We start from the raw sequence: 24,350 nt of genomic DNA on the forward strand, positions 1-24,350 counted from the left end.
GCAAGGAACCGGCAATGACGCCAAACCAGACCCAGCAGAGCACACTCAGAGACGTCGCAGAGCGTTCAGGGGTGAGCATCCGCACCGCATCACGGGTGCTCAATAACGACACAAAGGTCGCCGCAAAAACCCGCTCGATTGTGCAACTCGCCATGAGCGAGCTCGGCTATACACCCGACCTTGCCGCACGGTCGCTCAGAGCCGGAACCGACTCAACGATCGGACTGCTTGTTGAATCAATAGCCGACCCGTTCTTCTCAGAACTTGCCGAAGCGGTCGAAAGCGTCATGTCCGCTCACGGGCAATCAGTTTTTGTGTCAAGCACGCACAGAGAGCCGTCAACTGAGCGCAGAATCCTCGGCACGCTCCTCCAGCGTCGAATCTCCGGAGCCATCATCACACCGACCGAAGGTGACCACGATTGGCTGACGACATCCAATGCTCCGATCGTCTGCATCGATCGCCCGAGCAGGGGCGCGGCAACGGATGTTGTCCGCATCAACGACGCAGAGGCCGCAAGCGCCGCCGTTGCCCACCTCCTCGCCGCTGGGCATCATCGCATTGCGTACGTCGGGGACCTCCCGACCAACACGACCTCGCTCGACCGGCAACTGGCATACGAAGCGACCCTTCGGCGCTCAGGAATCGTTCCAGACCCTGAGCTTGTGCATTCGACCTGTCAAACGTCGGACGATGCCGCAACCGCAACCAGGCGGCTCATGGCGCTCACGCATCCACCAACCGCGATCTTCTCGTCGGCGACCCGCAGTTCACTCGGTGTTGTCCCCGAGCTGCATCGACTGGGCCGCACCGACGTCGCGCTTGTCGGATTTGGCGATTTTGCCATGGCCGACACGCTCTCCCCCGCGATCACCGTTGTTGAACACTCGGCTGCGACCATCGGCACCATCGCAGCCGACCGGTTACTCGCTCGAATAGCTGACCCAACGCTCGACCCAACAACCATCTACGTGCCTACCCGCATCGTGGCGCGAGGCTCTGGAGAACTGCGACCATGACGCTCACGGTTACGATCGGGCTTGACCTTGGAACAACCGTGTCAAAAGCCATCGCTCGACTCGCCGACGGCGAAACGATTGGCACGGCCAACCGTTCTTCCACCTGGTTGACAACATCGGACGGGCACACTGAAACCGATGCCAACGGATATATCGAACTTGCCATTGGGCTGTTGAACGACGTGGTAGCCGAGGCAGAGGCGCTCAGGGGCCCTGTCAGCGTCAGCGCCGTTGGCATCACTGGCCTTGCCGAAAGCGGTGTGCTGCTCAACAGCTCCGGTCAGCCCATTGCGCCCGTTGTCGCATGGTTCGACCGTCGCGGTGAAACAGAGACGGCGCTCATCTCGAAGCACGCCCCTGCGTTTGCTTCGGCCTTCGCCGCGGCAACCGGCCTTCCCTGGGACTGCCAGCCCAGCGTTGCAAAACTCCTCTCTTTCCGGGCAGCAGGCATCCCCATTACGCAAGGCTCTCGCTGGCTGAGCGTGCAGGAGTGGGTTGCCTTTGCCCTCGGCGCGGATCAGGTGCGTGAGCCGTCGCTCGCGTCACGCACCGGTCTTATTGACCAAGACACCGGCGAACTGTGGGAGCCCATCCGCGAGCTCGCCGGCCTGCCAGCCCGGTTCCTGCCTCCGGCAGTGACAGCTGGGGTTTCGGCCGGCATTCTGAAACACGCTGGGCTCCCCGCGCAATATGCCGACGCGATCGTCACCGTTGCGGGGCACGATCATCCTGTCGCCGCTGTTGGCGCAGGGGCAGTCGGCCCGGATGCCGTCTTCAACTCGTCTGGCACCGCCGACGTCGTTCTCCGCTCAATTTCGGGGGAAGTGGATGCCGCGACCCGGCTCAGCCTCGTACGGGCAGGCTGGTCGCTTGGCGCCCACGTCCTGCCGCAGACGTCACTCCTCATCGGCGGTGCGCGCGGCGGGCTCTTCCTCCGACGCATCCTCAACCTGCTCGGCGCACAGGATCAGCCGGAACGCGACGCCCTCGATCTTGCGGCAACCTCGGTCGGTGACCTGCCAGAGGGGCTTCTGCTCTCTGGCACCGGCCCAACGGGCGACGACGTTCAGATCGCGCTCAGGGACGACGCAAGCCCGGCAGCGCTCTGGGCTGCAGCCACCCGCCTCACGGCAGGCAACCTACACGACCTGCTGGAAAGCCTCGGCCCAATCGTTGGCCGCAGCGGCGAGATTGTGGCCGCCGGAGGATGGACCCGCATGATGAGCGTCAGGCTTGCCAAACGGGCGGCGATGCCGGGAATCCGCTTTGCCAAAGACGATCAGCCGGGACTTGTCGGCGCCGCCATGTTTGCCAGGCAGGCTGCCGAGCCGTTGGCATCGTTTGCGGCCTCGGCACCCACAAACCAACACCATATATAAAGGAGCACCACCATGACTGAAACCTCGTCAACGAGCGCCGCGGTTCACACGCTCAACAGTATTGCCCTCGACGATGGCATCTTCGCCATCATTGCGATGGATCAGCGCAACACCCTCCGCCGCATGTTCAAGGCGGTTGGACGAGAGGGCACCGATGCTGAGCTACTCGAATCAAAGCGCGACGTTGCGCGGGCACTCAGCCCGTACGCCTCCGGAATCCTCTTCGACCCAACATTCGGCGTTCCTGCACTCGCAGGCAACGATGCCCTCGCCGACAGCTGCGGGCTCCTTATTGCTTCTGAACCCGCCGTGCGAGGAACCTTCAACGGCGAGCCTCAGACGCACCGCGATCCCGAGCTCAACTCGCAGTGGGTCCTTGAGCAGGGGGGCGACGCCAATAAGTTCTTTGTGCAGCTGCGGGCTGACCGTCCTTCGCCTCAGCCGGGCGAACCCGATCTTGTAGCCAATGCCATTGCCGCAACAGCAGAGGTTATTGCCGACGCGAAGGCCGCAGGCATTCCCGCCGTCATCGAGAACCTGGTCTACCCACTCCCAGGAGAAGATCTCAGCGGCAAAGCGCTGGAGGACGCGGTCGTCGAATCTGCGCGGGCCCTCAACGAGCTTGACGCCGACCTGCTCAAACTTGAATACCCTGGCTCTCCCGAAGGTGTGCGTCGGTTAGCCTCCGTGCTCGACCGGCCGTGGGCAATCCTCTCTGCCGGTGTCCCGTTTGATCGTTTCGAGGAGGTGCTCAAGATCGCGTTTGACGAGGGAGGGGCCTCGGGTTTCATCGCTGGCCGTTCCATCTGGCGTGAATCTATCGAGGTCGACGGCGCCGAACGAGCGACGTTCCTCAGCGAGGTCGCACGGCCGCGACTCGAACGACTCGTGTCTATCGCGACCGAACGCGCACGCCCATGGACGAGCGTTGTCAGCGTCAGCAACTAGCCTCCGCGCCATTATGGTCTGCGGCGCGGCAGCGAGCGGAAAAACCTCTGTCGGACACGGCCTTTCGCGTGCCATCGGCTGGCCGCTGCTTGACCTTGACGAGGTCGCGCCGCCGGCCGCGACGCTGGTCGGCGAGGCATCCGGGTTACTCGTTCATCGAGAACGAATGGATGCCTCGCCGACCCGCTCCGCTGCCGACCGTCGCCGCTACGACGCGCTCCTCGCTGAGGCGCGACGCACCCTCGCGCAGGGGGGCGAGGTCAAGGCCGCAACGCTGCCGCCGTTTCTTCGCACTGGCATTGTGCTCGTCGCCCCGTTCACGCTCGAACGGATGCTGCCGCACGCCTTTGAGGCTGCAATCGCCTCGCTCGGAATCGTGCGGGCCGAGGCCGCGCTGGTCTGGGTCGACACCCCAGCCTCGGTGACCGCACAGCGAATGCGGTGGCGGGCGGCCGACCGTGACGCTGCCCGTATCCGTGCCGAACGAGCCGGTGGGCCATTGACAAGCACGCCGCCCGCACAGGAGGGCATCCCACTCACCCCGCATCTCCGCAGCGATGGGCTTCTCCCTGTTACCCGCCAGGTCGCGCTACTCATACAGGCTCTGCAGGACCGCTAGCATCGTCGCGCAGCACTCGCGTCTCAGCAAAAAGTTCCCCTCCCGCCAAAGCGGGAGGGGAACTTGTTGTGTCAGGCGCTCAGACTATGAGCAGCTTGACTTGTACACGTAGTCGGCTCCGTCGGTCTCGATGTTATCGAGGGTCAGAACCTTGAAGCCCGTCTGAATCTTCTCTTCGGTCTTCTCTCCCTTGATCGCCTTGATGGCCTGCTGGACACCGTCGCTACCGATTGTTGCTGGCTGCTGAGCGACAAGCGCCTGTACGGTGCCTTCCTTCAGCTGCGCAACCTGGGCGGGGCCAGCGTCAAAGCCAACGATCGACACGGTGTCCTGCTTGCCAGACTGACGAACACCGGTTGCCGTTCCCTCAGCCGAGAACAGGTTGGCCGCGAAGATTCCAACGATGTCTGGGTCCTTTGCGAGCGCGGCAGTCACGAGACGCGCGGCTTCAGCCGGGTCGTTGTGGCTGTACTGCACGCCAAGGTACTCAAACTTGCTGTCTTCGCCAACAGCCTTCTCAAAGCCCTCGGCGCGTGCGTCGGTGGTTGAGATGCCGGGGTCAACCGAGATCACGAGGACCTTGCCACCATCGGGGTGCAGCTCCTGAATAGCCTTGAACGCCTCAGCGCCGCCGCCAAGGTTGTCAGACGCGATCTGCGAGGCCGCGAAGGATGGGTCCTCAACGGTGGTGTCAACAAGCACAACCTTGATGCCAGCATCAGCCGCTGCGCGGAGCGGAGCCTGCATCGCGGTTACGTCCGTTGGAGCCACCAGAATGGCGTCAGGCTTTGAAGCCACAACGGAGTCGATGATTGGTTTCTGCAGCGTTGGGTCAAATTTGGCCGGGCCCTGAGTATTGACCGTTGCGCCAAGCTTCGCGGCTTCTTCTTCGATGCCACACTGCATGCTGATGTAGAACTCGTCGCCAGCAACGCCTTGGATGAAGGACAGCTTGTATTCGCCGTCTCCTCCGCCTGCTGCTGAGCTTTCGCCACCGCTTGGGGTGTCGCCGGATGCACATCCGGCGAGTCCGGTGACGGCAAGACCGCCGATAGCGATCATGGAGATGAGTTGCCTCTTGAACTTCATTGTTACTGCTCCTTTTTGCAATCGTATTCTTGGTTTGGCTTCTGCGGACGGCTACCCGTCAACGGTCGCCGGCTATTGTGGCTCTTTTCGCGGCGTACGGTTCGCCTTCTTCTTATGCCCGCTTCCTCGAGCGGCCGCGGCCCGTCGCCGCTGGTCAATGTAGACGGCAAGGATGAGGACCGTACCAACGGCCACCTGCTGCCAGAACGGCTGCACTCCGACAATGACAAAGCCATTCTGAAGGACTGCCGGAATAAAGAGGCCAACCACGGTGCCGAAGATGGTTCCGACGCCACCAAAGAGGCTTGTCCCGCCGATTACGACCGCGGCGATCACGTTGAGGTTGGTCTGCGCTTGGCCGGCGATTGCCGTCGTACCAAACTGCGAGAGCGAGAGAATGCCGCCGACGCCCGCGAGTCCACCCGAGATCGCGTAAACCATGATGAGCTGGCGGTCGACCTTCACCCCAACTCGGCGCGCTGCCTCCTCGTTTGATCCGACCGCAAACGTGTACAGACCAAACTTGGTGAAATGAAGGATGATCGCAAAGATCACGATGAACACAATCGCGATGAGCGAGATCAGGGGAAGGGTTGTTCCCCAGACATTGCCGTAGCCAATGGTGTCCTGCAGCACAACCGGCACGTTCCGGATGTCAACACCGCCGGTGATGACCTGGGAAAGCCCGAGGGCGCCTCCAAGCGTTCCAAGGGTGACGATCAGCGGCGGCACTTTTGCCTTTGCGATGAGCACACCGTTGAGGAGGCCCCAGGCGATGCCGCAACCAACCGAGACGAGGATGCCAACAAAGGCGGTTGCCCACCCCTGGTCGCCCATCTCACGCATGACAATCGCAGAGACCACGCCGGAGAAGACGAGCACCGAGCCGACGGAGAGATCAATACCGCTTGTAATGATGACAAACGTCATCCCGATGCCAAGCACACCAAGGATGGACACATTCTGGACGATCTGGCGAACGTTCGTCCAATCGGGGAAAATCGTTGGCGCGAGCGCCGTGAAGATAAGGAAGATCGCAACGAGCACGATCAGGATCTGGAAGGCCTGAATCCGAAGCACCTTGCCGAGGACGCCGTCCTCGCTGAAGAGCCCACCTTTGGGGGCATCAGGATTGCGGGTTGGGATTGACTCCGTGTTCGTCACAAGTTTTCTCATCGTGCTTCACCTCCAATAGCGCCGGTCATCGCGCCAACAAGCTCTTCCATGCTGGTTTCGCTTGCCCGATACGTCGCGACTCTGCGTCCGAGGCGAAGCACCTGGATACGGTCGGCGACTTCGATCACGTGCGGCATCGAGTGGCTAATGAACACCACCCCGACACCTTTGTCCCGCACCCTGCGGATCGTTTCGAGCACGTTCTTCGTCTGCACAACTCCGAGTGCTGCGGTCGGTTCGTCAAGGAAAACAACACCTTTTGCCCAGGCGATGGCCCTTGCGATGGCGATTGCTTGTCGCTGACCGCCTGACATGCTGCCAACCGGCTCTGTCAGGCTTCTCACGGTGGCCCCGAGGTCGTTAAACGCGGTCTTTGACCGCTCCTTCATCGTCTTCTTGTCCATGAAGCCAAACTTGCCGCCGAGGCCTGGGGCAGAGATTTCGCGCCCGAGGAACATGTTTTGCACAGGGTTGAGGTGCGGCGCGAGGGCAAGATCCTGGTAGACCGTCTCGATGCCGAGCGCGCTTGCAGCGGTTGGGTCAGGGAGGTTCACCTCGTTCCCGTCGTAGAGGATTGTGCCAGAGTCAAGCGCAAGGCTTCCGGAGAGGGCTTTGACGAGCGTTGACTTTCCAGCGCCGTTGTCACCAATCAGGGCAACAACTTCGCCGGCGTTGACATCAAAATCAACGGAGTCGAGCGCGCGAACGTTCCCGAAGCTGCGGGTTAACCCGCGCGCCTCGAGAATGGGAACCGGCAAGCTCATGCGATGCCTCCCCTTCGCAGTGTGGAGGGGACCGGCTTCGCCATCGTGATGGCGACACTTCGTTGTGCGTTCACTAGTTTTTCCTCACGTGTTGGGAGTTCTATCTCCCGCACTTCTGCGAGTGATGTCGCTCCCGGGTTGTCCCGGCGTCGTTGCTCGGGATTCCTTTCGAGATTGGTGGATGTTGAGAGCATCCGGCCGACCTGTTCCGGCCGCAAGCTGTGGAAAATCCACCGTTTGTGACCGATTCTCCCCCGTCGGTCAACGCCCGAGGTGAAAGGTGAGACAACGTTATCTCAGGATGATAAAAATCTCTAGGTTTGATTCTTCACAGCGCCAAAATGTGCCCGTCTCGTAATGAAACCGTTACGATTTTTGCCACTCTGTCGTTCTGCTTGCCCTGAAGCTACTCGCCCAATGTCATCGATGTCAAGGAAAATGTTATCGATGGCATAAATTGTTATTCAACCCCCGTCTTTTCCCAGCAATCCGCATATGTCATCGATGACAATTGTGATACATTCTCCGTACGCACCCGGAGGCAATATTCGGCGCAAGGAAGCGCCCATGAGCAGCAGGTGTGCAAGCGAAGCCCAACGCACCATGCCGAGCCAGTCACGCCAACAGCGACGACCGAGACCGGCAGGGGGCACGCCAACATCCCGCAGAGAGAAAGCAGCAACCAATGACACAATTCGACGGCCGCACCATCCTTGTTACCGGGGCGAGCGGTGGTATCGGAGGGGCAACCGTCCGTCAGCTCGCTCAGCAGGGCGCCAACGTCATCGCCGCCGCCCGCACAGAGGAGGCGCTCAAAGAAATCGTCGCCGAAACCGGAGCGACGCCGCTCACCTTTGATCTCACCTCAGAAGACAGCATCGCGTCAGCGCTCGACGGCCTGAGCCTGTGGGGCGTTGTCAACTGTGGAGGCTTCGGAGGCGAGATCGCGACGCCCCTCGACACCGACATCGAAGTATTCGACAAGGTGATCAGCATCAACGCACGCGGCTCACTCCTCGTCATCAAGCATGCCGCGCCGGGCATGATCGCCGCAGGCAATGGCGGCTCAATCGTGAACGTCTCAAGCCAGGCCAGCCTCGTTGCGCTCAACGGCCACATCTCATACGGTTCGTCAAAGGCAGCACTCGACAACATCACCCGGGTCTCTGCCCTCGAACTCGGGCAGTACAACATCCGCGTCAACAGCGTGAACCCCACCGTCGTTATGACCGAAATGTCGAACTTCTACTGGGGCCGCCCCGATATCGGCGGGCCGTTCCTTGAACAGATGCCACTCGGGCGCTGGGCATCCCCAGAGGACATCGCTGGCCCCATTGTGTTCTTGCTTGGCGACGACTCACAGATGGTGAGCGGGGTATCGCTGCCCATTGATGGTGGATTCACGAGTCGCTAACCGCGGCATCCGCTCGGAACGTCGCGCGCTCTCCAAGCGGCACAAAGGGAGGGCGGGAAACGCTCTCTGAATGCGGTGATTCAGGGAGCATTTCCCGCCCTCGAAACAGTGCGGCACTTCGGGTCAGGCGCCCCAAAGGTCAGCGCGGCCGTATGGCGTTATTCGACAAGGTCAGCGCGCACCAGCGAGGCAACAATCTCGACATGATGCGTGTGCGGGAACAGGTCAAACGCACGTATGCCCGAAATGACATATCCGCCCTCGGTGAGAGTTTTTGCATCACGCGCGAAGGCAACAGGATCGCAGGCAACGTAAATGAGCTGGGCAGGGGCGAGATTCAGCAGCGACTCGCAGACCTGTCCACCGGCGCCAGAGCGAGGTGGGTCAAGGATGACCGTCGCTTTTCGCATCCGCTCGGCACTTTCGGCGGTCGCCGTGCGCTCGAGGAACCCTAGGTAACGGTCAACGCGGGCCGTCTCGGCAAGGGCGCCTGCGCTCTTCTTCAGGTTATTGGCGGCGCACTCGGTGGCAACGGGATCAGACTCAACGGTTGTCATGCTGACCTGGATGTTCCGCCCGGTCTCATCAGTGCCCTGCTCAAATCGATCAAGCACGGCGGCGGCAAGCAACCCGACCCCACCATAGAGGTCGAGGTTCATCGCCGAGGGCTCAAAGAGGTTCTCATCGATGGCAGATTGGACGGCGGCGGTGAGGACAGCTGGCGCCTCACGGTGGACCTGCCAGAAACCCGTCTTCGCTAGCTCGAACTCTCGCTCACCAACACGTTCGCGAATACGCGAGTGCCCCTTCCTCGGGCGCTTCGAGTCCTCTGAGATAACCACAAAGGGCGGCGATGCGCTCGGGGCAACAACGTCGAACGCCTTTGCGGCCGTCGAGTTTGCTTTGATCCCAAGGGCAAGTGTCTCAACCTCTGGATGCGCAAGCGGGTAATCCTTGACCCGAATAATGTCGTGACTCCGAGCCGCATACGGCCCAACCTGGCCGCGGTCATTTGCATGGAGGCTCATGCGCGTGCGCCAGCCAAGACCGTTGCGTTCGTCATCGCCAGGTGCAGGCTCAACGGGCACAACCAGGTCGATACCGGCCATCCGCTTGAGCGAGTCCGTAATCACCTCGCCAAGCAGCCGACGCTGCTCAGCAAGGTCAATGTGTCCAAACTCGGCGCCGCCAACGCGGTGTGCCGGATCCCGCGACACGTCGGCTGATGCCCACACGTGGTCGCGGCGATGAGGCGACGCCTCAAGAACGCGAACAACAGATGCCCGCACAAAGCTCTTCTTCCGAGCCTCGGTCACCCGCGCAAGTACACGCTCACCGGGAATCGCGTCAGAAACAAACACAACGCGGCCCTCATGACGGGCAACAAAGATTCCGCCGTGAGCAACGTTGGTAACGTCAAGTTCGAGTTCGTCGCCGACACTGAGGTCTGCAGATGTTTTGGGGTTCCCGTTCGCATTCACTCATTGAGCATGTCACATCTCGAACGGTACCATTGGCGTCGGCCGTGATTCATCCCTCGACCGCGACAGCGATAGAACCGCCAACATCAGAATTTATCTAGGAGCCCGCCGTGAAATTTATCCTCGCCTCAACCTCCCCGGCGAGACTGGCGCTCCTCCGATCGTCAGGAATCGAGCCAGAGCTGCGCGCGTCGAACGTTGACGAAGATGAGGCCGTTCGTTCACACGAGGCATCCTTAGGCAAAGCCCTCACTCCGAGCGAGCTTGTGCTGCTGCTGGCCCGCGCAAAGGCAGAGGCCGTTGCCGCTGAGTATCGTGATACTGAGCAGTCGACCCCCTCTCTCATCTTTGGCGGCGACTCCGCGTTTGTGCTTGATGACGTCATCTTCGGCAAGCCGCACCTCCCCGAGGTAGCCAAGGCACGCTGGCTCGCTCAGCGCGGCCGTACCGGCACGCTCTACTCTGGACACTGGCTCATTGATCCCACCGCCGATTCGCGCGCGGTTGGGGCCGTCGCGAGCGCAACCGTATCCTTCAGCCCCGATATTACCGAGGCAGAAATCGACGCGTACATCGCAACGGGAGAGCCGCTCAAGGTCGCAGGCGCGTTCACCATCGATGCACGAGGTGCCGCGTTCATCAGCCGCATCGAAGGCGACCCAAGCACGGTGATCGGAATGTCTCTGCCAACGCTCCGCGGCCTCGTCCGCGAGCTCGGCCATGAATGGACTTCTCTCTGGGGGTAGCGGGAAGTCCGCGTTACACCGCGAACGCGCCACTGTAACAACGCTATTCAGCTCCAGATACACAGAGCGGGATGGGCCCTCCATGAAATTAACTCGAAACTCGTGAGTCTTTAAGACTGTCGGCGGCGACACTGCCCGCCGGCAGTTCTGCGTTAAGGGGTCTTCCTTCGCGCAGTTTTCGCTTGGGTCCCCGTGAACCATGTATAGAGGAGCACCAGTTTTAGTGAATATCCGCAACATCTTTGTGCCCGCCGCAATCGTCACGCTCGCGATCGGTTCGCTGACCGGCTGCAGCGTCTTGAACGGCCTGCTTGGTAACGGGACGGAAGTTCGTGACGACTCAGGGGCCGTCGTAGAGAGCGGCGATGCGAACGTCTTTGCGATTTCCGTTGGGGATTGTTTCACCGACGAAGGCACTGCCGATGAGGTGGATTCCCTTCCTGTTGTTCCGTGTGGTGATCCGCACGACAACGAGGTGTATTTCAATCACGTGATGCAGGGCGGAACGTTTCCGGGCGATGCTGCAATTGCGGACGAGGCAGCGACCGTATGCGGCCAACAGTTTCCGACGTTTGTTGGTCTCCCCTACGAGGAATCCGTTTTGGATTACAGCGCCGTTATGCCAACGGCTGATTCTTGGACCTTCCAGAGTGACTACATTGTGAGCTGCTATATCTATGACACCGTGCCAGTAACCGGAACCCTTGCGGGTGCCGCTCGCTGAGTCAGGCAGACTCAACGATTCGGCGCTGCGGCATCATCCAGCACCAACGGACGTTGCCGCAGCACTCACCCAACGAACGTTGTCGCGTAATGTTTTTCTGACTTTCGCAACGAAGTACGTGGCGGCACGTTTGAGCCGCGACCACTTCCCTCAGAAAGACGTGAACCAGCATGACCTCGCGCTTCCGCATAATCCCGCCCGTCACGCTCGTCATTGGGATGTTGTTGGTTGCCGGCTGCACAGCCCAGCTTGGTGGCCTTCGCGACGGCTCAGGAACCGTGGTGAGCGAAGGAGAAGAAAACGCGCTCGCTCTTGCTGTCGGTGATTGTTTTACCGAGTCAGACGCCGACACGAGCGCCAGCAACCAGCCAGCAACCGTGCCTCTTGTTCCCTGTGACACTCCGCACGAGAGCGAGGTCTTTTATAACCACATCGTTGAGTCAGAGGCGTTCCCCGGAGCGGACACGCTCAACAGCATGGCGCAGGACGTGTGTTCGACAGAGTTCGCTACGTTCACCGGGATTCCGTTCAGTGACTCCGAACTCCAGCTGACCTTCTATACGCCAACCGAACGCACCTGGACGGCAGGCTCTGACCGTGTTATCAACTGCATCGTCGTTGATCCAGTCACTGTTACCGGCTCTCTGCAGAACGCCAACCGATAGCTTCCCACGCCCCATTTGTATAAATAACACGCGCTTTGGTCAAATGTTTGTGTGTGTTATCCAAATGAAGGCATGCTCAAGGCAATAGAGTGGATAACTATGCCACGTATTTCTAAGGTCCTCATCGCCAACCGTGGCGAAATCGCTGTCCGCATCATCCGAGCCGCAAAAGACAGCGGCATCGCCTCCGTTGCGGTCTATGCAGACCAGGACCGTGATTCGCTCCACTCAAAGCTTGCAGACGAGGCCTACGCACTCGGCGGCTCCACAAGCGCCGACACCTATCTCGTTGTCGACAAAATCCTCGCGGTCGCTCGGCGATCGGGGGCAGACGCGGTTCACCCAGGCTACGGCTTCCTCGCAGAGAACGCCGATTTTGCCAGGGCAGTTATCAACGCGGGCCTCATCTGGATCGGGCCAAGCCCCGAAGCAATCGAACAGCTCGGAGACAAGGTCTCTGCTCGCCACGTTGCCGAGAAGGTTGGCGCGCCACTGGCTCCAGGAACCCTCAACCCGGTCACCGGAGCCGATGAAGTTCTTGAATTTGTTGATCAGCACGGACTTCCCGTTGCGATTAAGGCTGCCTTTGGCGGCGGCGGGCGTGGCCTGAAGGTTGCCTACCACCGCGAAGACGTTGCCGAACTCTTTGAGTCAGCAACCCGCGAGGCAGTCACCGCCTTCGGCCGCGGCGAGTGCTTTGTTGAGAAGTACCTCGAAAAGCCCCGTCACGTTGAAACCCAGTGTCTCGCAGACGCGCACGGCAACGTTGTTGTTATCTCCACACGCGACTGCTCACTGCAGCGGCGCCACCAGAAGCTCGTTGAAGAAGCTCCAGCACCGTTCCTGACCGATGAGCAGAACGCCGAACTGTACCGGGCGTCAAAGGCCATCCTCAAAGAGGTTGGATACGTCGGAGCTGGCACCTGTGAGTTCCTCATTGCCCGCGATGGCACCGTCTCGTTCCTCGAGGTCAACACCAGGCTTCAGGTCGAACACCCTGTCTCGGAAGAGATTACGGGCATCGACCTCGTGCGCGAACAGTTCCGCATCGCCGAGGGTGGCGTCATCGATTACGACGATCCCGTCGCCGTTGGCCACTCGTTCGAGTTCCGCATCAACGGAGAGGACCCCGGCATGGGATTCCTCCCTGCGCCGGGACCAATCACGCAGTTCAAGACCTTTGGCGGGCCCGGCATCCGTCTTGACAGCGGCGTCACACAGGGCGACAGCATCACTGGCGCCTTCGACTCGCTGCTCGGCAAGATCATCGTCACCGGAGCGACGCGCGAGCAAGCGCTTGAGCGCGCACGACGCGCCCTCGACGAGTTTGAGGTAGCCGGCCTGCCGACCGTTCTTCCCTTCCACCGCAAGATCGTCCGCGACCCAGCGTTTGTGGCCGCAGACGGCGTCTTCGGCGTGTACACGCTGTGGATCGAGAACGAGTTCAACAACGACATTGAGCCGTGGAGTGGCCAGGTTGGCAGCATCGCGGCGACACCCTCACGACAGAATGTTGTTGTTGAGGTGGCTGGCCGTCGAGTAGAGGTCACCCTGCCAACGACGCTTCTCCCAGACACCGACCAGGGGCTCACCCGTGGACCAGCGCCAAAACGTAAGACGAGCGGCGCGATCTCAACGGCGACAGGCAACTCGGTGAAGGCACCGATGCAGGCCACGATCGTCAAAACCGCCGTCGCAAACGGCGACGCAGTTGTTGCTGGCGATCTTGTTGTTGTCCTTGAGGCGATGAAGATGGAGCAGCCACTTATGGCGCACCGCGATGGAATCATCGCAGACCTCAACGCCGACGCGGGAAGCACGGTTTCGAGCGGACACGTGCTGCTCAACATCCTCGACGCGGACTAGGTCCTCCAAACGCGCACAGATTGGTCACAGATCCACCCATAGCTTGCTACGGAGGTGGATCTGCGACCAATCTGTTGACGTTTGAAGGCGCGGAAGTCGGACATGGTGAGTACTCACGCGGCACAGCCAGCTGCCTGGAGTCGAACCTAGCGCGAACCTCGCACGACAAAACGAGCGGGGGCACCGGTTTGCGCCCAATCGATGATGGTACGGCTCGGGTCAAGCACATAGTGCTGCAGGGACGCGTCTGAGAGAAAACCGATATGCGGCGTCACGATGGCCTTTGGATGCCTGCGCAGCGGATGATCCGCCGACGGAGGTTCCGCGTCGAGCACGTCGAGCCCAGCTCCCCTGAGGCGGCCGGAATCGAGCGCCTCAATGAGGGCGTCTTGATCAACAAGCTCTCCTCGAGACACGTTGATCAACGTCGCGCCCATCTGCAGCTTGGCAAAAGCCGCCGTGTTGATAATGCCGCGAGTGTCATCGGTGAGGGGCGAGTGCAATGACAGGACGTTGGACTGCGTGAGCAGTTCACCAAAGGAGACGCCTTCAACGTGGGCTGGATAGGCGTCGCAGTACGGATCATAGGCAACGATCTTGCCAAACAGCGGGCTTGCGATGGTCGCAAGCTGCCGCGCGATACGACCAAACCCAAACAGTCCGAGTGTCAGTTCGCTGAGGCGCCTTGGCACAACAGAAACGTCATCGGTCCAGCCTCCGTTTGCCGTGACGGATGTGGCGGCCCGAAGCTCACGCTCGGTTGCGAGGATGAGGGCAAGGGCGTGAGCGGCAACCTCTTGGGTGGCGGCATCCACAAGATTGCACACCCAGATGCCGCGCCGCTCGGCAACCTCAACATCAACCATGTCGAATCCCGCACTTGTTGTCGCGATGATCGCGAGATCTGGAAACGCGTCGAAGATATCTTGGTCGATGGATGCGTATCCAACAACAAGACCAACCGCGCGCCGTGCCTCGGCAGGCACATCCCTTTCGGTCATGAGACTCAGCAGCATGGTGTCGAAGCCGGCGGCTTCGAGTAGTCGACGGCCCGGTACAGGATCGAGGTCGGTCTGATCGGTGAAGACGATGAGCGGGCGCTGCCCCGAGCTGGCATTCCCGAACATCACGATGACAGCCGATCGAGGTGAGTCGGCGCAAACAGGCCAAGTACGGTCGGCACAACAACAACGCTTGGGCCCGGCGTTGCGAGCGCGCGAGCAACCGCGGCGGGGGCATCCACTAGAGAGGCAGCCTCGGCTGTAATACCAAACGCGTTGGCCAGGGCGACGAAGTCTGGGCGACTGAGCTCGGTTGCGGTTGCGTGGCCAAACGCACCCTCCATGTATTCGCGAAGGATGCCGTAGCCGCCGTCGTCGATAATGAGCCAGGTGACATTGAGTTGATGCTGCGCGAGGGTGGCAAGCTCAGCGATTCCGTAGAGCGAACCACCGTCTCCTGATACGGCCAAGACTCCGCTCGAATCACCGGATTCTTCAAGCCCAAACGCCGCCCCCATCGCTGCGGGAAGGCCATACCCGAGGCCGCCTGCGCCCTGTGCTGTCGCAAATTCGCCGTCGAGGGGATTCCATGCTGACCAGGCCCAGTACGCGAGGATCGTCATGTCCCAGAAGGTATTGGTGTCAGCGGGCACGGACGCCCGCAGTTGCTCAACAAAGGTGCGTTCGTTCTCAAGCGGCTGCGCATCGAGGCGGGCTGTCACGGTCGCAAGGAGCTCATCGATCCGTGCTCTCGTGCTGGCGCGTCGCTGGTTGACGCCAACGATGACGGCGTTGGATGCCCGCAGGTGCTCGGTAATGCCGGCAAGCGCGAGCTTGGCGTCGCCGTGCACGCCGAGGCCTGCATGATTTGAGTTGACCTTGCCAAGGTCTGCCTCGATCTGGATAAACCGCCCCTTCGGCGCAAACGTGTGGTAGTTGCTTGAGACCTCGCCGAGCCCGCTGCCAACAACGAGCAGCACGTCGGCCGCTTCGAGAAACTCGGTGACGGCGATGTCTTCAATCCATGACTGGGCAGACAGCTCGTGCTCCCACGGAAACGCGTTCTTACCACCAAATGTCGTGACGACGGGGGCTTGGAGCAGCTCGGCGAGTTCGCGAAGCTCGTTCTGGCCACCGGCCCGCGCGACGCCGCCACCGGCAAAGATGACGGGGTTGCTGGCTCCTGCGAGTAGCCGCGCCGCCGCCTCAACAACTTCTGGGCGGGGGATGAGCGGCTGGGGAACCGCTGCGATTTGCTCAACGGGCGGCACAACACCATCGGCCTCCGCGAGCAGCACATCCTGTGGAATCTCAACGAGCGTTGGCCCGGCAGGAGCCTCAAGAGCTGTTCGCCACGCTTCGGCGAGCGCCGACGGAATTTGGGCCATCGTGCGAACGGTGAACACCGACTTGACGATGCCCCGGAACGAAGCCGACTGGTCAGGAAGCTCGTGCAGGTAACCATGGCGACCGCCGCCAAGACCCGCAACCGGAATCTGAGCGCTGATGGCAAGCACGGGAATCGATGACGCTTTGGCCTCCTGAAGCGCCGCAAGCGAGGTCAGCGCGCCAGGACCGGTCGAGAGCAACAGCGGGGCGACGTTGCCGGTGACCCGCGACAGCCCATCGGCCATGAAACCAGCGTTGTTCTCAACTCGTGCGCTCAGGTAACGAAGCGGCGAGCGCCTCAGCGCGTCAAAGAGGCCAAGCGCGTGCTGGCCTGGAAGCCCAACCACGCTGCGCGCGCCGAGCGCCCACAAGCTCTCAAGCGCGACGTCGCCGCCAATCCTGGTGCCAGAAGTGTCAGTCATCATTGTCCAATCTCTGTTGCTCGTGCGCAGGCGTGCTAGTTGTTTGAGGCGTTGACGATGTCGTTGACCTCGGTGCGGTCGCTGACGCGCAGTCTACGGCTCCACTCCGACATAATCACGTCGTCGGTTGGCTTTGTCAGCAGGCTGACCACCACAAACGTCACGAGGCTGAGCCCCAAGCCATAGTAGATGGGCTCGTTGGCGAGGATATCCGTTGCAAACATGGTGACGATAACCGCGACGGTTCCGACCAGGATGCTGGCAAGCGCCCCAGACCGAGTCCCGCGCTTCCAGACCAGCCCGCCAAGAATCGCGACAAACAGGCCACCGACGAGGATGTTGTACGCGATGGTGAGCGCCGCAACCACGCTGGTCACGAGCGACGCAATAATGATGACAACGACGCCGAGGATGAGCGTCGCTGCCCGGTAGCTCGCCACACCTGAGCCCTCCGGGTGACCGGTTGGGGAGGCAGCAGCCTTGCTTGTCTGCGAGGCCTTGTGCCCAGGGATAAAGAGATCCTTGAGGCGAGGGATGATGTCGGTTGTGAGTACGGTCGACGATGCGATGAGCGCGCCGCTGGCGGTCGACATCATGGCGGCAAGCGCTGCGGCAAGGACAAGTCCGCGGATGCCTGGTGGCAGCGCATCCTGGACAATCGTGGCAAATGCCTCATCAGGGCTCGCGAGGTTGGGGTACAGCACACGCACCGACATGCCGATGAGGGCGCCGGCAACACCGTAGATGAGGCAGTAAATGCCGGAGGCGATTCCGCCAACCGTGCTGATGCGCGGAGTTTTCGCGGTGAACACACGCTGCCAAATGTCCTGGCCAATGAGCAGTCCGAGGGTGTACACGATGATGTAGGTGATGATGGTGGCGCCACCGATGGACCACGGCGAGAAGAACGAGTCGGCGAGGCGGTCCCTCATCCCGCTCCAACCGCCAGCGTGCGCCATCGAGATGGGGAGTAGCAGGAAGAGGATACCGATGGTCTTGATAACAAACTGCACAACATCCGTGAGTGTGATCGACCACATGCCGCCCATGACGGAGTAGGTCACAACGATTACGCCACCGATCGCGATGCCCCAGAAGTTATCGATGCCAAACAAGACGTGGAAGATCGTGGCGTACGCAAGCGTCGAGGTGACCGTGAGCATAAGGGTGTAGAGGAACATCACGAGGCCGGAGATGAGCCCTGACGAGCCGCCGTATCGCAGGTCAAGCATCTCGGTCACGGTGTAGACCTTGAGCTTCACAATGCGCTTCGCGAAGAACGCGCTGAGCACAAGAATACCGAGACCGATAGCGACAACGAGCCAGGCTCCCGAGAGTCCGTGGGTGTAGCCGAGGCCGATTCCGCCAACGGTGGATGCGCCGCCGAGCACGATGGCCGAGAGCGCGCCGGAATACATGAAGGTTCCGAGCCGGCGCCCAGCGACCAAATAGTCACTCTTTGATTTTGATCGCCGCATGCCCCAGTATCCGACCCCCAAGATACCGATGATGTAAACAGCCATCACGATGTAGTCCAGGACCACCTTGTCCTCCAGTCTGTGTGCCGCCGATCGGGCCGGCAGTTTGATCAATATTCAGCAACCGTAAACCAAGTAAGGGACCAAAGTATCTGGAAAAACATCCCAATAATTTCTGAGCATGGGATGATTTATCTCATGGACGCTCCCCGTTACGTTGCCAAACGACTCGCACAATCCCACGATGATGAGCGTTCCAGCATCCGCCTTGGCCGCCTGCTTGACGCCCAAGATCTCAGGATTACGCTCCTCAGCCCGCTAGAAGAACGTGATCTCACACGAGAACTGCCGATCGCAACAACCGCCGTGATCGAGCTTGAAGACCCTCGCGTCTACCTCAACGGTTTTGAGTTACTGCTCATCACCGGCCTCGGGCTCCCGACCGACGCCGACCGGATTGGCGCGTATATCGATCGCCTCCTTGAGGCAGGAATCACCGCCCTCGGCTTCGGACTTGAACCCGTCTACAGCGCCGTACCGCAGCTCCTGATTGCTGCGTGCAGAGACCGAGGTCTTCCGCTTCTTGAGATAGCGCCAGAAGTCCGATTTGTGCAGGTTACAAACCACGTCGCCAAAGAGCTTGAGAGCACGCGTGTTCGCGGCCTCCAGCTTGTCAGCACAATGGCGAGGCGGCTCACCAAGGCGGCGCTGCTCCCGCATCCAGACCGGCAGCTTGTCTCCGCGCTTGCCGCGATGACCGAATCGTGGCTCATCCTGCGCATCGGCGATGACCTGTTTCAGATCGGGCCACCAGCACAGGGCATCGAGGCGGAGTCGCTCGTTGAACAGTTCTCACGACAGCTCGAAACCCCAGCCCATGATACCCGCGACTCCCAGGCGCAGGCCTTTGGCGTTGTGGCAGGTGCCGAGCAACACTACGAGGTGACGGCGCTCAGCATCCGCCCGCCCAATGCGAGGGCCGCGACAACAACAGAACTGCTCCTCGTCAAAGCGCCGCGCATCACAAGCGACGATCGCACGGCACTCATGCTCGCTGCCGACCTGCTCCAACTGGTACTCGCCCTCCCCCGGTCGCAGTCAAACGCACTCGATCAACTCATGATGCTGCTGCTCATCGACGAAACACCTCCGGCCCGCAGCCGCCGCGAAGCCGACCGTTTTTCTCGACTCGTGATGCGATCGCTTGGCACCGGCCGCCGCCAATCGGGGCACGCGGTCATCGCGATTTCGGCAACGGGGGAACCTGCCCACGCCGCCGATGTGATGTGGTGGCGCCGACTCATGAACACCCCGTTTGTTGACCACAGGGGCGAACAGCTCAGGGCAATCGTTGCGACTCCTCCGTCACCGTCGGTCATTGGGGCGTGCGAGGAGCGGGGCTGGCTTCTGAGCATTAGCGAAGAGCAGCCACCAAACGATCTCCATCACGCGATGAGGGATGCAGAGCTGCTCATCACCCGCGTGCGCGAACTCGGCAGGAGCGTTCAGTCAGGCGAAGACCTCAGAACGCTCACAACCGTCGTTCCGCCGGGGCTCTCGTCTCGCTTTGCGCAGGAGACACTTCATCCGCTCGCCGCGCTGGGCTCCCAGGCCGATGAGGTTCAGCGCAGCCTGCACTCGTGGTTACTCAGCAACGGAGCGTGGGATCAGACCGCGCGCGAGCTTGGACTCCACCGCAATACGGTTCGGCGACACATTGCGACCGCGGCCGACCTGCTCGGGCGAGACCTTGGCAACGCGCTTGTGCGCGCCGACGTGCTCGTGGCGCTCACCATCACCGCGTCGCGGCGGGCGGATGACGAGGCCGGCTAGGCCCCAACATCCTCAGCTTCGTCACCTACCCAGTACTGGGAAGCACAGATGTGACGCAAGAGTTCCTTCCCAACGGCGGGAAGGAACTCTTGCGTCATATCTGCGCTGCAAAGGCGGTTAGTTTACGATGTGCATCGCGCGCGCAGCGTCAGAAATCGAGCCGGTGAGCGACGGGTAAACAGTAAATGCCCTGGCAACCTGGTCGACGGTGAGCCCGTGCTCGACGGCGAGGGCGAGGGGAAAGATGAGCTCGCTCGCGTTTGGTGCGACGATGACTCCCCCAATGACAGTGCCGGACCCGCGGCTCGCGATGAGCTTCACAAATCCGTCCTTGATGCCCATCATCTTGGCGCGTGGGTTCACCTTGAGCGGCAGCTTGTAGATCTCGGCACGGCGGATGCCTTCCTCGACCTGCTTCTGCGAGTAACCAACCGTTGCAATCTGCGGCTGCGTGAAGATGTTTGCCGCGACGTTCCGAAGCTCGATCGGCGTAACGGCATCGCCGAGCGCGTGGAAAATGGCGTTTCGGCCCTGCATTGAGGCGACCGAAGCGAGCGGCATAAAGTTGGTGCAGTCGCCAGCGGCATAAATCGAGGGGATGTTGGTGCGGGCTACACGGTTGACCCGGATGTGGCCGCTTTCTGTCAGCTGCACGCCAGCACCTCGAAGGCCGATACCAGCGGTGTTTGGGATCGAGCCAACGGCCATCAGACAGTGGCTGCCCTCAACCGTGCGCCCGTCGGACAGCGTGACGACGACGTGATCGCCCTCGCGAACGACCGTGTCGGCACGTGACTTATTCAGAACCGTCATACCGTTGCGCTTAAACACGCGCTCAATGACACCAGCGGCATCGGCGTCCTCACCGGGAAGCACCTGGTCACGGCTTGAGATGAGCGTCACTTTGGCACCGAGCGCCCGATATGCCGACGCAAATTCGGCCCCGGTGACACCGGAGCCGACAACGATGAGGTGTTCAGGAATCGTCTTGAGGTTATACAGCTGGGTCCAGGTGAGGATGCGTTCGCCGTCTGGCTGAGCCGAGTCAAGTTCGCGCGGGCTCGCGCCGACCGAGACCACAATGGTGTCAGCTTCAACACGGTCAAAATCGGTTCCTTCTTCGCCCTGTGCCGTTGACACAATAATGGCGTTACGACCGTCGAGGCGGCCGTCACCGTTCACGATACGAACTCCGGCATCCTCGAGCGTGGTCCGCATGTCTTCGGATTGCTCTCTTGCGAGCGACAACAGTCGCTTATTCACGGCAGCGAGGTTGACGGCAACTTCGGGCCTGACGGGCTTATCGCCATCGGTCTTTGAGTAGAACTGCACACCAAGCTGGTGTGCTTCGCGAACGGCAGTTGTCGCTTCGGCGGTTGCGATGAGGCTCTTTGACGGCACAACGTCGGTAATGACGGCCGAACCACCAACACCAGCGCGCTCGATGAGGGTTACCTCAGCGCCAAGCTGGGCGCCGGCAAGCGCCGCCTCATAACCACCGGGGCCTCCCCCAAGAACAGCGACCCGGTGTTTACGTTCAAACTCATACGACATACGACTATTCTCGCTGGTCGGAGAGTCACAGCCAAACCGCCTCCCGTGTTCCCAGCTCGTGGGGTGCGAATCCGCTCGTGGGGTGCAGATTTTCGCGCCCCACGAGCAAGAACGCACCCCGCGAGAGGGCAGGGAGGAACGCGGACGAGGAACACAGGAGCCAGGCGGTAGTGTTGTTTTATGACGACGGATGCCCAGCACACAACCGAAGCCCACTCCCTCGACGCGCAGGGTGCAGACCCCTTTGCAATTGCACAGCAGGCCGCGCAGCAGATCGCCGAACTCACCGGAGTTGAGCGGCACGACATCGCGCTGACGCTTGGCAGCGGATGGGCAAAAGCAGCCGATCTCCTCGGCGAAACCGTTGCGACCGTGCCAGCCACCAGCGTGATCGGCTTTAGCAAACCGGCGCTTGAGGGCCACGTTGGCACGATCCGTTCGGTTCGCCTGCCAAACGGCAAGCACGCGCTCATCATCGGAGCCCGCACCCACTACTACGAGGGCCACGGCGTCCGAAGAGTCGTGCACAGCGTCCGCACCGCCGCAGCAACAGGAGCCTCCGTCATGGTGCTGACCAACGGCGCTGGGGGCATCCGGCCATCGTGGGCGCCTGGCCAGCCCGTCCTCATCAGCGACCACATCAATCTCACGGCCGATTCGCCCCTTGAGGGCGCGACCTTTGTCGACCTCACCGACCTGTACTCGTTGAGGCTCCGCTCGATCGCTAAAACGGTTGACCCGAGCCTTGACGAGGGCGTCTACGTGCAATTCCGCGGGCCGCACTATGAGACACCCGCCGAAGTGCAGATGGCAAAGACCATCGGCGGACACATCGTTGGAATGTCAACAACGCTCGAGGCAATCGCCGCCCGCCAGGCAGGCATGGAGGTGCTCGGCCTCTCGCTCATCACCAACCTCGCGGCAGGCATCCAAGACACCCCCCTGAGCCATGAAGAAGTCATCGAGTCGGGTAAACTCGCTGAACCCGTCATCAGCTCCTTGCTTGCCCGCGTTGTGGCACAGCTCTAGAAAGGCAACACGTGACCGTACAGCCCAGCCTCAGTTCGCTTGACCTTGCCGTTGTGACGGCCGCCACCGAGTGGCGCGATCAAGATCCGGATGCCGAAACTCGCGCCCAGCTCGACGAGCTGCTCGCGCGGGCAACGGACAACGATCAGGATGCTGTAGCTGAGCTCCACGACCGCTTTGACACCCGCCTCGCCTTTGGCACTGCTGGGCTTCGTGGCGCGCTTGGGCCAGGCAGCTCCCGAATGAACCGAGTGCTCGTGGCTCAGGCCGCGGCCGGATTTGCCAACTACTTACTCGAAACAGTCAGTGGTTCTGAGCCGAGCATCGTGATCGGCTACGACGGTCGCAAAAATTCCGATATTTTTGCGAGGGACACGGCGGAGCTCATGGCGGGGGCTGGCGTGCGCGCCGTGCTACTGCCAAGCGCTCTTCCGACGCCAGTGCTCGCGTACGCCGTTCGCCACCTCAGCGTCTCTGCAGGTGTCATGGTGACCGCAAGCCACAACCCTCCGCTCGACAACGGCTACAAGGTATACCTAGGCGGCGAGAGCGAGGGCGCCCAGATCACCGCCCCGATCGATTCGGCAATCGCAGCACACATTGACCGGGTCGCTGCGGCTGGCTCAATCGCGATGCTTCCTCGCTCGGACGACTACGAGATTGCCACGGCGGCAGTCGCTGATTCGTACTCAACGGCAACAAGCAAGCTCGGCCAGCGAGCGGGGCTCGATCCGCTTCCCGGTGGGCTCAACGTTGTGTATACGGCGATGCACGGTGTTGGCTGGCAGACCGCCGCGCGAGTGTTCCACCGCGCGGGGCTCCCGGTTCCCAACAGCGTCGCCGAGCAGCAAGAGCCAGATCCAGACTTTCCGACCGTCGCGTTTCCGAACCCAGAAGAGCCGGGAGCGATGGACCTCTCCTTCGCCCTCGCCCGAACGGTTGCGGCAGACTTGATCGTGGCCAACGACCCGGATGCCGACCGCCTCGCGATCGCGATTCCCGACGCATCCAGAAGCGAAGGATTTCGTCGTCTTACGGGCAACGAGGTTGGGCTGTTGCTCGGCTGGCGAGCGGCAGAACAAAACGCAAAGGCTGGCAATACTGGAGGAACGCTTGCCTGCACAATTGTGTCGTCCCCAGGGTTGAAGGCCATCGCAGACGCCTACGGCCTCGGCTTCCGTGAGACGCTCACGGGTTTCAAGTGGGTTTCACGAGTTCCCGGCCTAGTCTTCGGCTTTGAGGAGGCCCTTGGCTACCTCGTAAACCCTGGAACCGTGCGAGACAAAGACGGCATCTCCGCTGCAGTCATGTTCCTCGACATGGCGCAGGAATTCCATGCAAAGGGCGTGAGCGTCGAAGATCTCCTCCGCCAGCTCACCCAGCGATTTGGACAGTACGGTTCGGCTCAGGTATCGCTTCGAGTCACCGATCTTTCCATCATCGGGTCAGTCATGGCAAAGCTACGGGCAACGCCCCCAACGACTATCGGAGGCATTCCCGTCGCGTTGGTCGAAGACCTCGCCAGCGGTTCTGCAGACCTGCCGGCCAGCGACGTGCTCCGGATAGTTCTTGCCGACGGCTCGCGCGTGATGGTTCGTCCGAGCGGGACCGAGCCAAAGCTCAAGGTCTACATCGACGCACAGTGCCTCAGCGGGTCCGCCGAAGAGCGAAAGGCGTCGTGCGATGCGACGCTCGCCGCGCTCGAACAGGGCATGCGCGAACTCGTTTCGTAACGCGTCACGCTGCGGGCAGTT

20 protein-coding genes are annotated in these 24,350 nt (G+C 61.3%); 12 read left to right on the plus strand and 8 right to left on the minus strand.

Translation table 11 applies throughout. The features are described from left to right. Positions 1–14: 14 nt before the first annotated feature. The 4 genes from FHX76_RS14945 to FHX76_RS14960 are packed head-to-tail and all read left to right on the plus strand — an operon-like array spanning position 15 to position 3,965. The gene (locus FHX76_RS14945) at positions 15–1,019 is read left to right on the plus strand and encodes a LacI family DNA-binding transcriptional regulator (RefSeq protein WP_167152076.1); all 1,005 of its coding nucleotides are present in this window, start codon (positions 15–17) and stop codon (positions 1,017–1,019) included. Then, positions 1,016–2,398 (plus strand): FGGY family carbohydrate kinase, encoded by a 1,383-nt coding sequence (locus tag FHX76_RS14950; protein WP_167152078.1) that lies wholly within the window; start codon positions 1,016–1,018, stop codon positions 2,396–2,398. The genes FHX76_RS14945 and FHX76_RS14950 overlap by 4 nt, the downstream gene beginning before the upstream one ends. Before the next feature lie 12 nt (positions 2,399–2,410). Then, positions 2,411–3,346: a hypothetical protein gene (locus FHX76_RS14955; RefSeq protein WP_167152079.1), complete on the plus strand. Its 936-nt coding sequence runs from the start codon at positions 2,411–2,413 to the stop codon at positions 3,344–3,346. Continuing rightward, positions 3,327–3,965, plus strand: coding sequence for an AAA family ATPase (locus FHX76_RS14960; RefSeq protein ID WP_167152081.1), 639 nt, complete (start codon positions 3,327–3,329; stop codon positions 3,963–3,965). The genes FHX76_RS14955 and FHX76_RS14960 overlap by 20 nt, the downstream gene beginning before the upstream one ends. 84 nt (positions 3,966–4,049) lie before the next feature. Here the strand turns inward: FHX76_RS14960 and FHX76_RS14965 are convergent, their stop codons facing one another. From FHX76_RS14965 to FHX76_RS14975, 3 genes are all read right to left on the minus strand, one after another. After that, positions 4,050–5,054 (minus strand): ABC transporter substrate-binding protein, encoded by a 1,005-nt coding sequence (locus tag FHX76_RS14965; RefSeq protein ID WP_167152083.1) that lies wholly within the window; start codon positions 5,052–5,054, stop codon positions 4,050–4,052. Between the two features lie 72 nt (positions 5,055–5,126). Continuing rightward, positions 5,127–6,230: an ABC transporter permease gene (locus tag FHX76_RS14970; protein WP_167152085.1), complete on the minus strand. Its 1,104-nt coding sequence runs from the start codon at positions 6,228–6,230 to the stop codon at positions 5,127–5,129. Then, the gene (locus FHX76_RS14975) at positions 6,227–6,994 is read right to left on the minus strand and encodes an ATP-binding cassette domain-containing protein (protein WP_167152087.1); all 768 of its coding nucleotides are present in this window, start codon (positions 6,992–6,994) and stop codon (positions 6,227–6,229) included. The genes FHX76_RS14970 and FHX76_RS14975 overlap by 4 nt, the downstream gene beginning before the upstream one ends. A gap of 685 nt (positions 6,995–7,679) precedes the next feature. Here FHX76_RS14975 and FHX76_RS14980 point away from each other — a divergent pair. After that, a complete protein-coding gene (locus FHX76_RS14980) occupies positions 7,680–8,408 on the plus strand; it encodes an SDR family oxidoreductase (RefSeq protein WP_167152089.1) in 729 nt (242 codons plus the stop codon). Positions 8,409–8,566: 158 nt separating this feature from the next. Here the strand turns inward: FHX76_RS14980 and FHX76_RS14985 are convergent, their stop codons facing one another. Continuing rightward, the gene (locus FHX76_RS14985; RefSeq protein WP_167152091.1) at positions 8,567–9,889 is read right to left on the minus strand and encodes a TRAM domain-containing protein; all 1,323 of its coding nucleotides are present in this window, start codon (positions 9,887–9,889) and stop codon (positions 8,567–8,569) included. 110 nt (positions 9,890–9,999) lie between these two features. On the opposite strand from FHX76_RS14985, the gene FHX76_RS14990 reads away from it, so the two are divergent. The 4 genes from FHX76_RS14990 (at position 10,000) to FHX76_RS15005 (ending at position 13,890) form a co-directional block, all read left to right on the plus strand. Next, on the plus strand, positions 10,000–10,635 hold the full coding sequence (locus FHX76_RS14990) for a Maf family nucleotide pyrophosphatase (protein WP_167152093.1): 636 nt from the start codon (positions 10,000–10,002) through the stop codon (positions 10,633–10,635). 223 nt (positions 10,636–10,858) lie between these two features. Further along, positions 10,859–11,359: a hypothetical protein gene (locus FHX76_RS14995; protein WP_167152095.1), complete on the plus strand. Its 501-nt coding sequence runs from the start codon at positions 10,859–10,861 to the stop codon at positions 11,357–11,359. 170 nt (positions 11,360–11,529) lie between these two features. Beyond that, positions 11,530–12,024: a septum formation family protein gene (locus FHX76_RS15000; protein WP_167152096.1), complete on the plus strand. Its 495-nt coding sequence runs from the start codon at positions 11,530–11,532 to the stop codon at positions 12,022–12,024. A 99-nt stretch (positions 12,025–12,123) separates the two neighbouring features. Continuing rightward, positions 12,124–13,890 (plus strand): acetyl/propionyl/methylcrotonyl-CoA carboxylase subunit alpha, encoded by a 1,767-nt coding sequence (locus FHX76_RS15005; protein WP_167152098.1) that lies wholly within the window; start codon positions 12,124–12,126, stop codon positions 13,888–13,890. Positions 13,891–14,036: 146 nt separating this feature from the next. On the opposite strand, the gene FHX76_RS15010 is transcribed toward FHX76_RS15005, so the two are convergent. Genes FHX76_RS15010 through FHX76_RS15020 form a run of 3 tightly spaced genes read right to left on the minus strand, consistent with a single transcriptional unit; the run spans position 14,037 to position 18,225 of the window. After that, complete coding sequence (locus tag FHX76_RS15010) at positions 14,037–15,017, minus strand: C-terminal binding protein (protein WP_243848903.1); 981 nt, start codon at positions 15,015–15,017, stop codon at positions 14,037–14,039. Beyond that, the gene (locus FHX76_RS15015; protein ID WP_167152100.1) at positions 15,017–16,705 is read right to left on the minus strand and encodes a thiamine pyrophosphate-binding protein; all 1,689 of its coding nucleotides are present in this window, start codon (positions 16,703–16,705) and stop codon (positions 15,017–15,019) included. The genes FHX76_RS15010 and FHX76_RS15015 overlap by 1 nt, the downstream gene beginning before the upstream one ends. A 32-nt stretch (positions 16,706–16,737) precedes the next feature. Continuing rightward, a complete protein-coding gene (locus FHX76_RS15020; RefSeq protein ID WP_208402755.1) occupies positions 16,738–18,225 on the minus strand; it encodes a sodium:solute symporter family protein in 1,488 nt (495 codons plus the stop codon). A gap of 153 nt (positions 18,226–18,378) precedes the next feature. Here FHX76_RS15020 and FHX76_RS15025 point away from each other — a divergent pair, with 153 nt between their 5' ends. Beyond that, complete coding sequence (locus FHX76_RS15025) at positions 18,379–20,013, plus strand: PucR family transcriptional regulator (RefSeq protein WP_167152104.1); 1,635 nt, start codon at positions 18,379–18,381, stop codon at positions 20,011–20,013. A gap of 117 nt (positions 20,014–20,130) precedes the next feature. On the opposite strand, the gene FHX76_RS15030 is transcribed toward FHX76_RS15025, so the two are convergent. Further along, entirely contained in the window at positions 20,131–21,567 is a 1,437-nt protein-coding gene (locus tag FHX76_RS15030; protein WP_167152106.1) for an NAD(P)H-quinone dehydrogenase, read from the minus strand. A gap of 180 nt (positions 21,568–21,747) precedes the next feature. Here FHX76_RS15030 and FHX76_RS15035 point away from each other — a divergent pair, with 180 nt between their 5' ends. Continuing rightward, positions 21,748–22,596 carry a purine-nucleoside phosphorylase gene (locus FHX76_RS15035; RefSeq protein ID WP_167152107.1) on the plus strand — a complete coding sequence of 283 codons (849 nt, stop codon included), beginning with the start codon at positions 21,748–21,750 and terminating at the stop codon, positions 22,594–22,596. 11 nt (positions 22,597–22,607) lie between these two features. After that, on the plus strand, positions 22,608–24,329 hold the full coding sequence (locus FHX76_RS15040) for a phosphohexomutase domain-containing protein (RefSeq protein WP_167152109.1): 1,722 nt from the start codon (positions 22,608–22,610) through the stop codon (positions 24,327–24,329). Positions 24,330–24,350: the final 21 nt, after the last annotated feature.

It is taken from the genome of Lysinibacter cavernae, from assembly GCF_011758565.1.
In the GTDB taxonomy this organism is placed as follows: Bacteria; Actinomycetota; Actinomycetes; order Actinomycetales; family Microbacteriaceae; genus Lysinibacter; species Lysinibacter cavernae.

Bases quoted from the DNA above. Each gene is read 5' to 3' on its own strand.
- FHX76_RS14945 (WP_167152076.1), top strand. From the start codon at position 15: ATGACGCCAAACCAGACCCAGCAGAGCACACTCAGAGACGTCGCAGAG.
- FHX76_RS14950 (WP_167152078.1), top strand. From the start codon at position 1,016: ATGACGCTCACGGTTACGATCGGGCTTGACCTTGGAACAACCGTGTCA.
- FHX76_RS14955 (WP_167152079.1), top strand. From the start codon at position 2,411: ATGACTGAAACCTCGTCAACGAGCGCCGCGGTTCACACGCTCAACAGT.
- FHX76_RS14965 (WP_167152083.1), bottom strand. From the start codon at position 5,054: ATGAAGTTCAAGAGGCAACTCATCTCCATGATCGCTATCGGCGGTCTT.
- FHX76_RS14970 (WP_167152085.1), bottom strand. From the start codon at position 6,230: ATGAGAAAACTTGTGACGAACACGGAGTCAATCCCAACCCGCAATCCT.
- FHX76_RS14975 (WP_167152087.1), bottom strand. From the start codon at position 6,994: ATGAGCTTGCCGGTTCCCATTCTCGAGGCGCGCGGGTTAACCCGCAGC.
- FHX76_RS14980 (WP_167152089.1), top strand. From the start codon at position 7,680: ATGACACAATTCGACGGCCGCACCATCCTTGTTACCGGGGCGAGCGGT.
- FHX76_RS15000 (WP_167152096.1), top strand. From the start codon at position 11,530: ATGACCTCGCGCTTCCGCATAATCCCGCCCGTCACGCTCGTCATTGGG.
- FHX76_RS15005 (WP_167152098.1), top strand. From the start codon at position 12,124: ATGCCACGTATTTCTAAGGTCCTCATCGCCAACCGTGGCGAAATCGCT.
- FHX76_RS15010 (WP_243848903.1), bottom strand. From the start codon at position 15,017: ATGTTCGGGAATGCCAGCTCGGGGCAGCGCCCGCTCATCGTCTTCACC.
- FHX76_RS15015 (WP_167152100.1), bottom strand. From the start codon at position 16,705: ATGATGACTGACACTTCTGGCACCAGGATTGGCGGCGACGTCGCGCTT.
- FHX76_RS15020 (WP_208402755.1), bottom strand. From the start codon at position 18,225: ATGGCTGTTTACATCATCGGTATCTTGGGGGTCGGATACTGGGGCATG.
- FHX76_RS15025 (WP_167152104.1), top strand. From the start codon at position 18,379: ATGGACGCTCCCCGTTACGTTGCCAAACGACTCGCACAATCCCACGAT.
- FHX76_RS15030 (WP_167152106.1), bottom strand. From the start codon at position 21,567: ATGTCGTATGAGTTTGAACGTAAACACCGGGTCGCTGTTCTTGGGGGA.
- FHX76_RS15035 (WP_167152107.1), top strand. From the start codon at position 21,748: ATGACGACGGATGCCCAGCACACAACCGAAGCCCACTCCCTCGACGCG.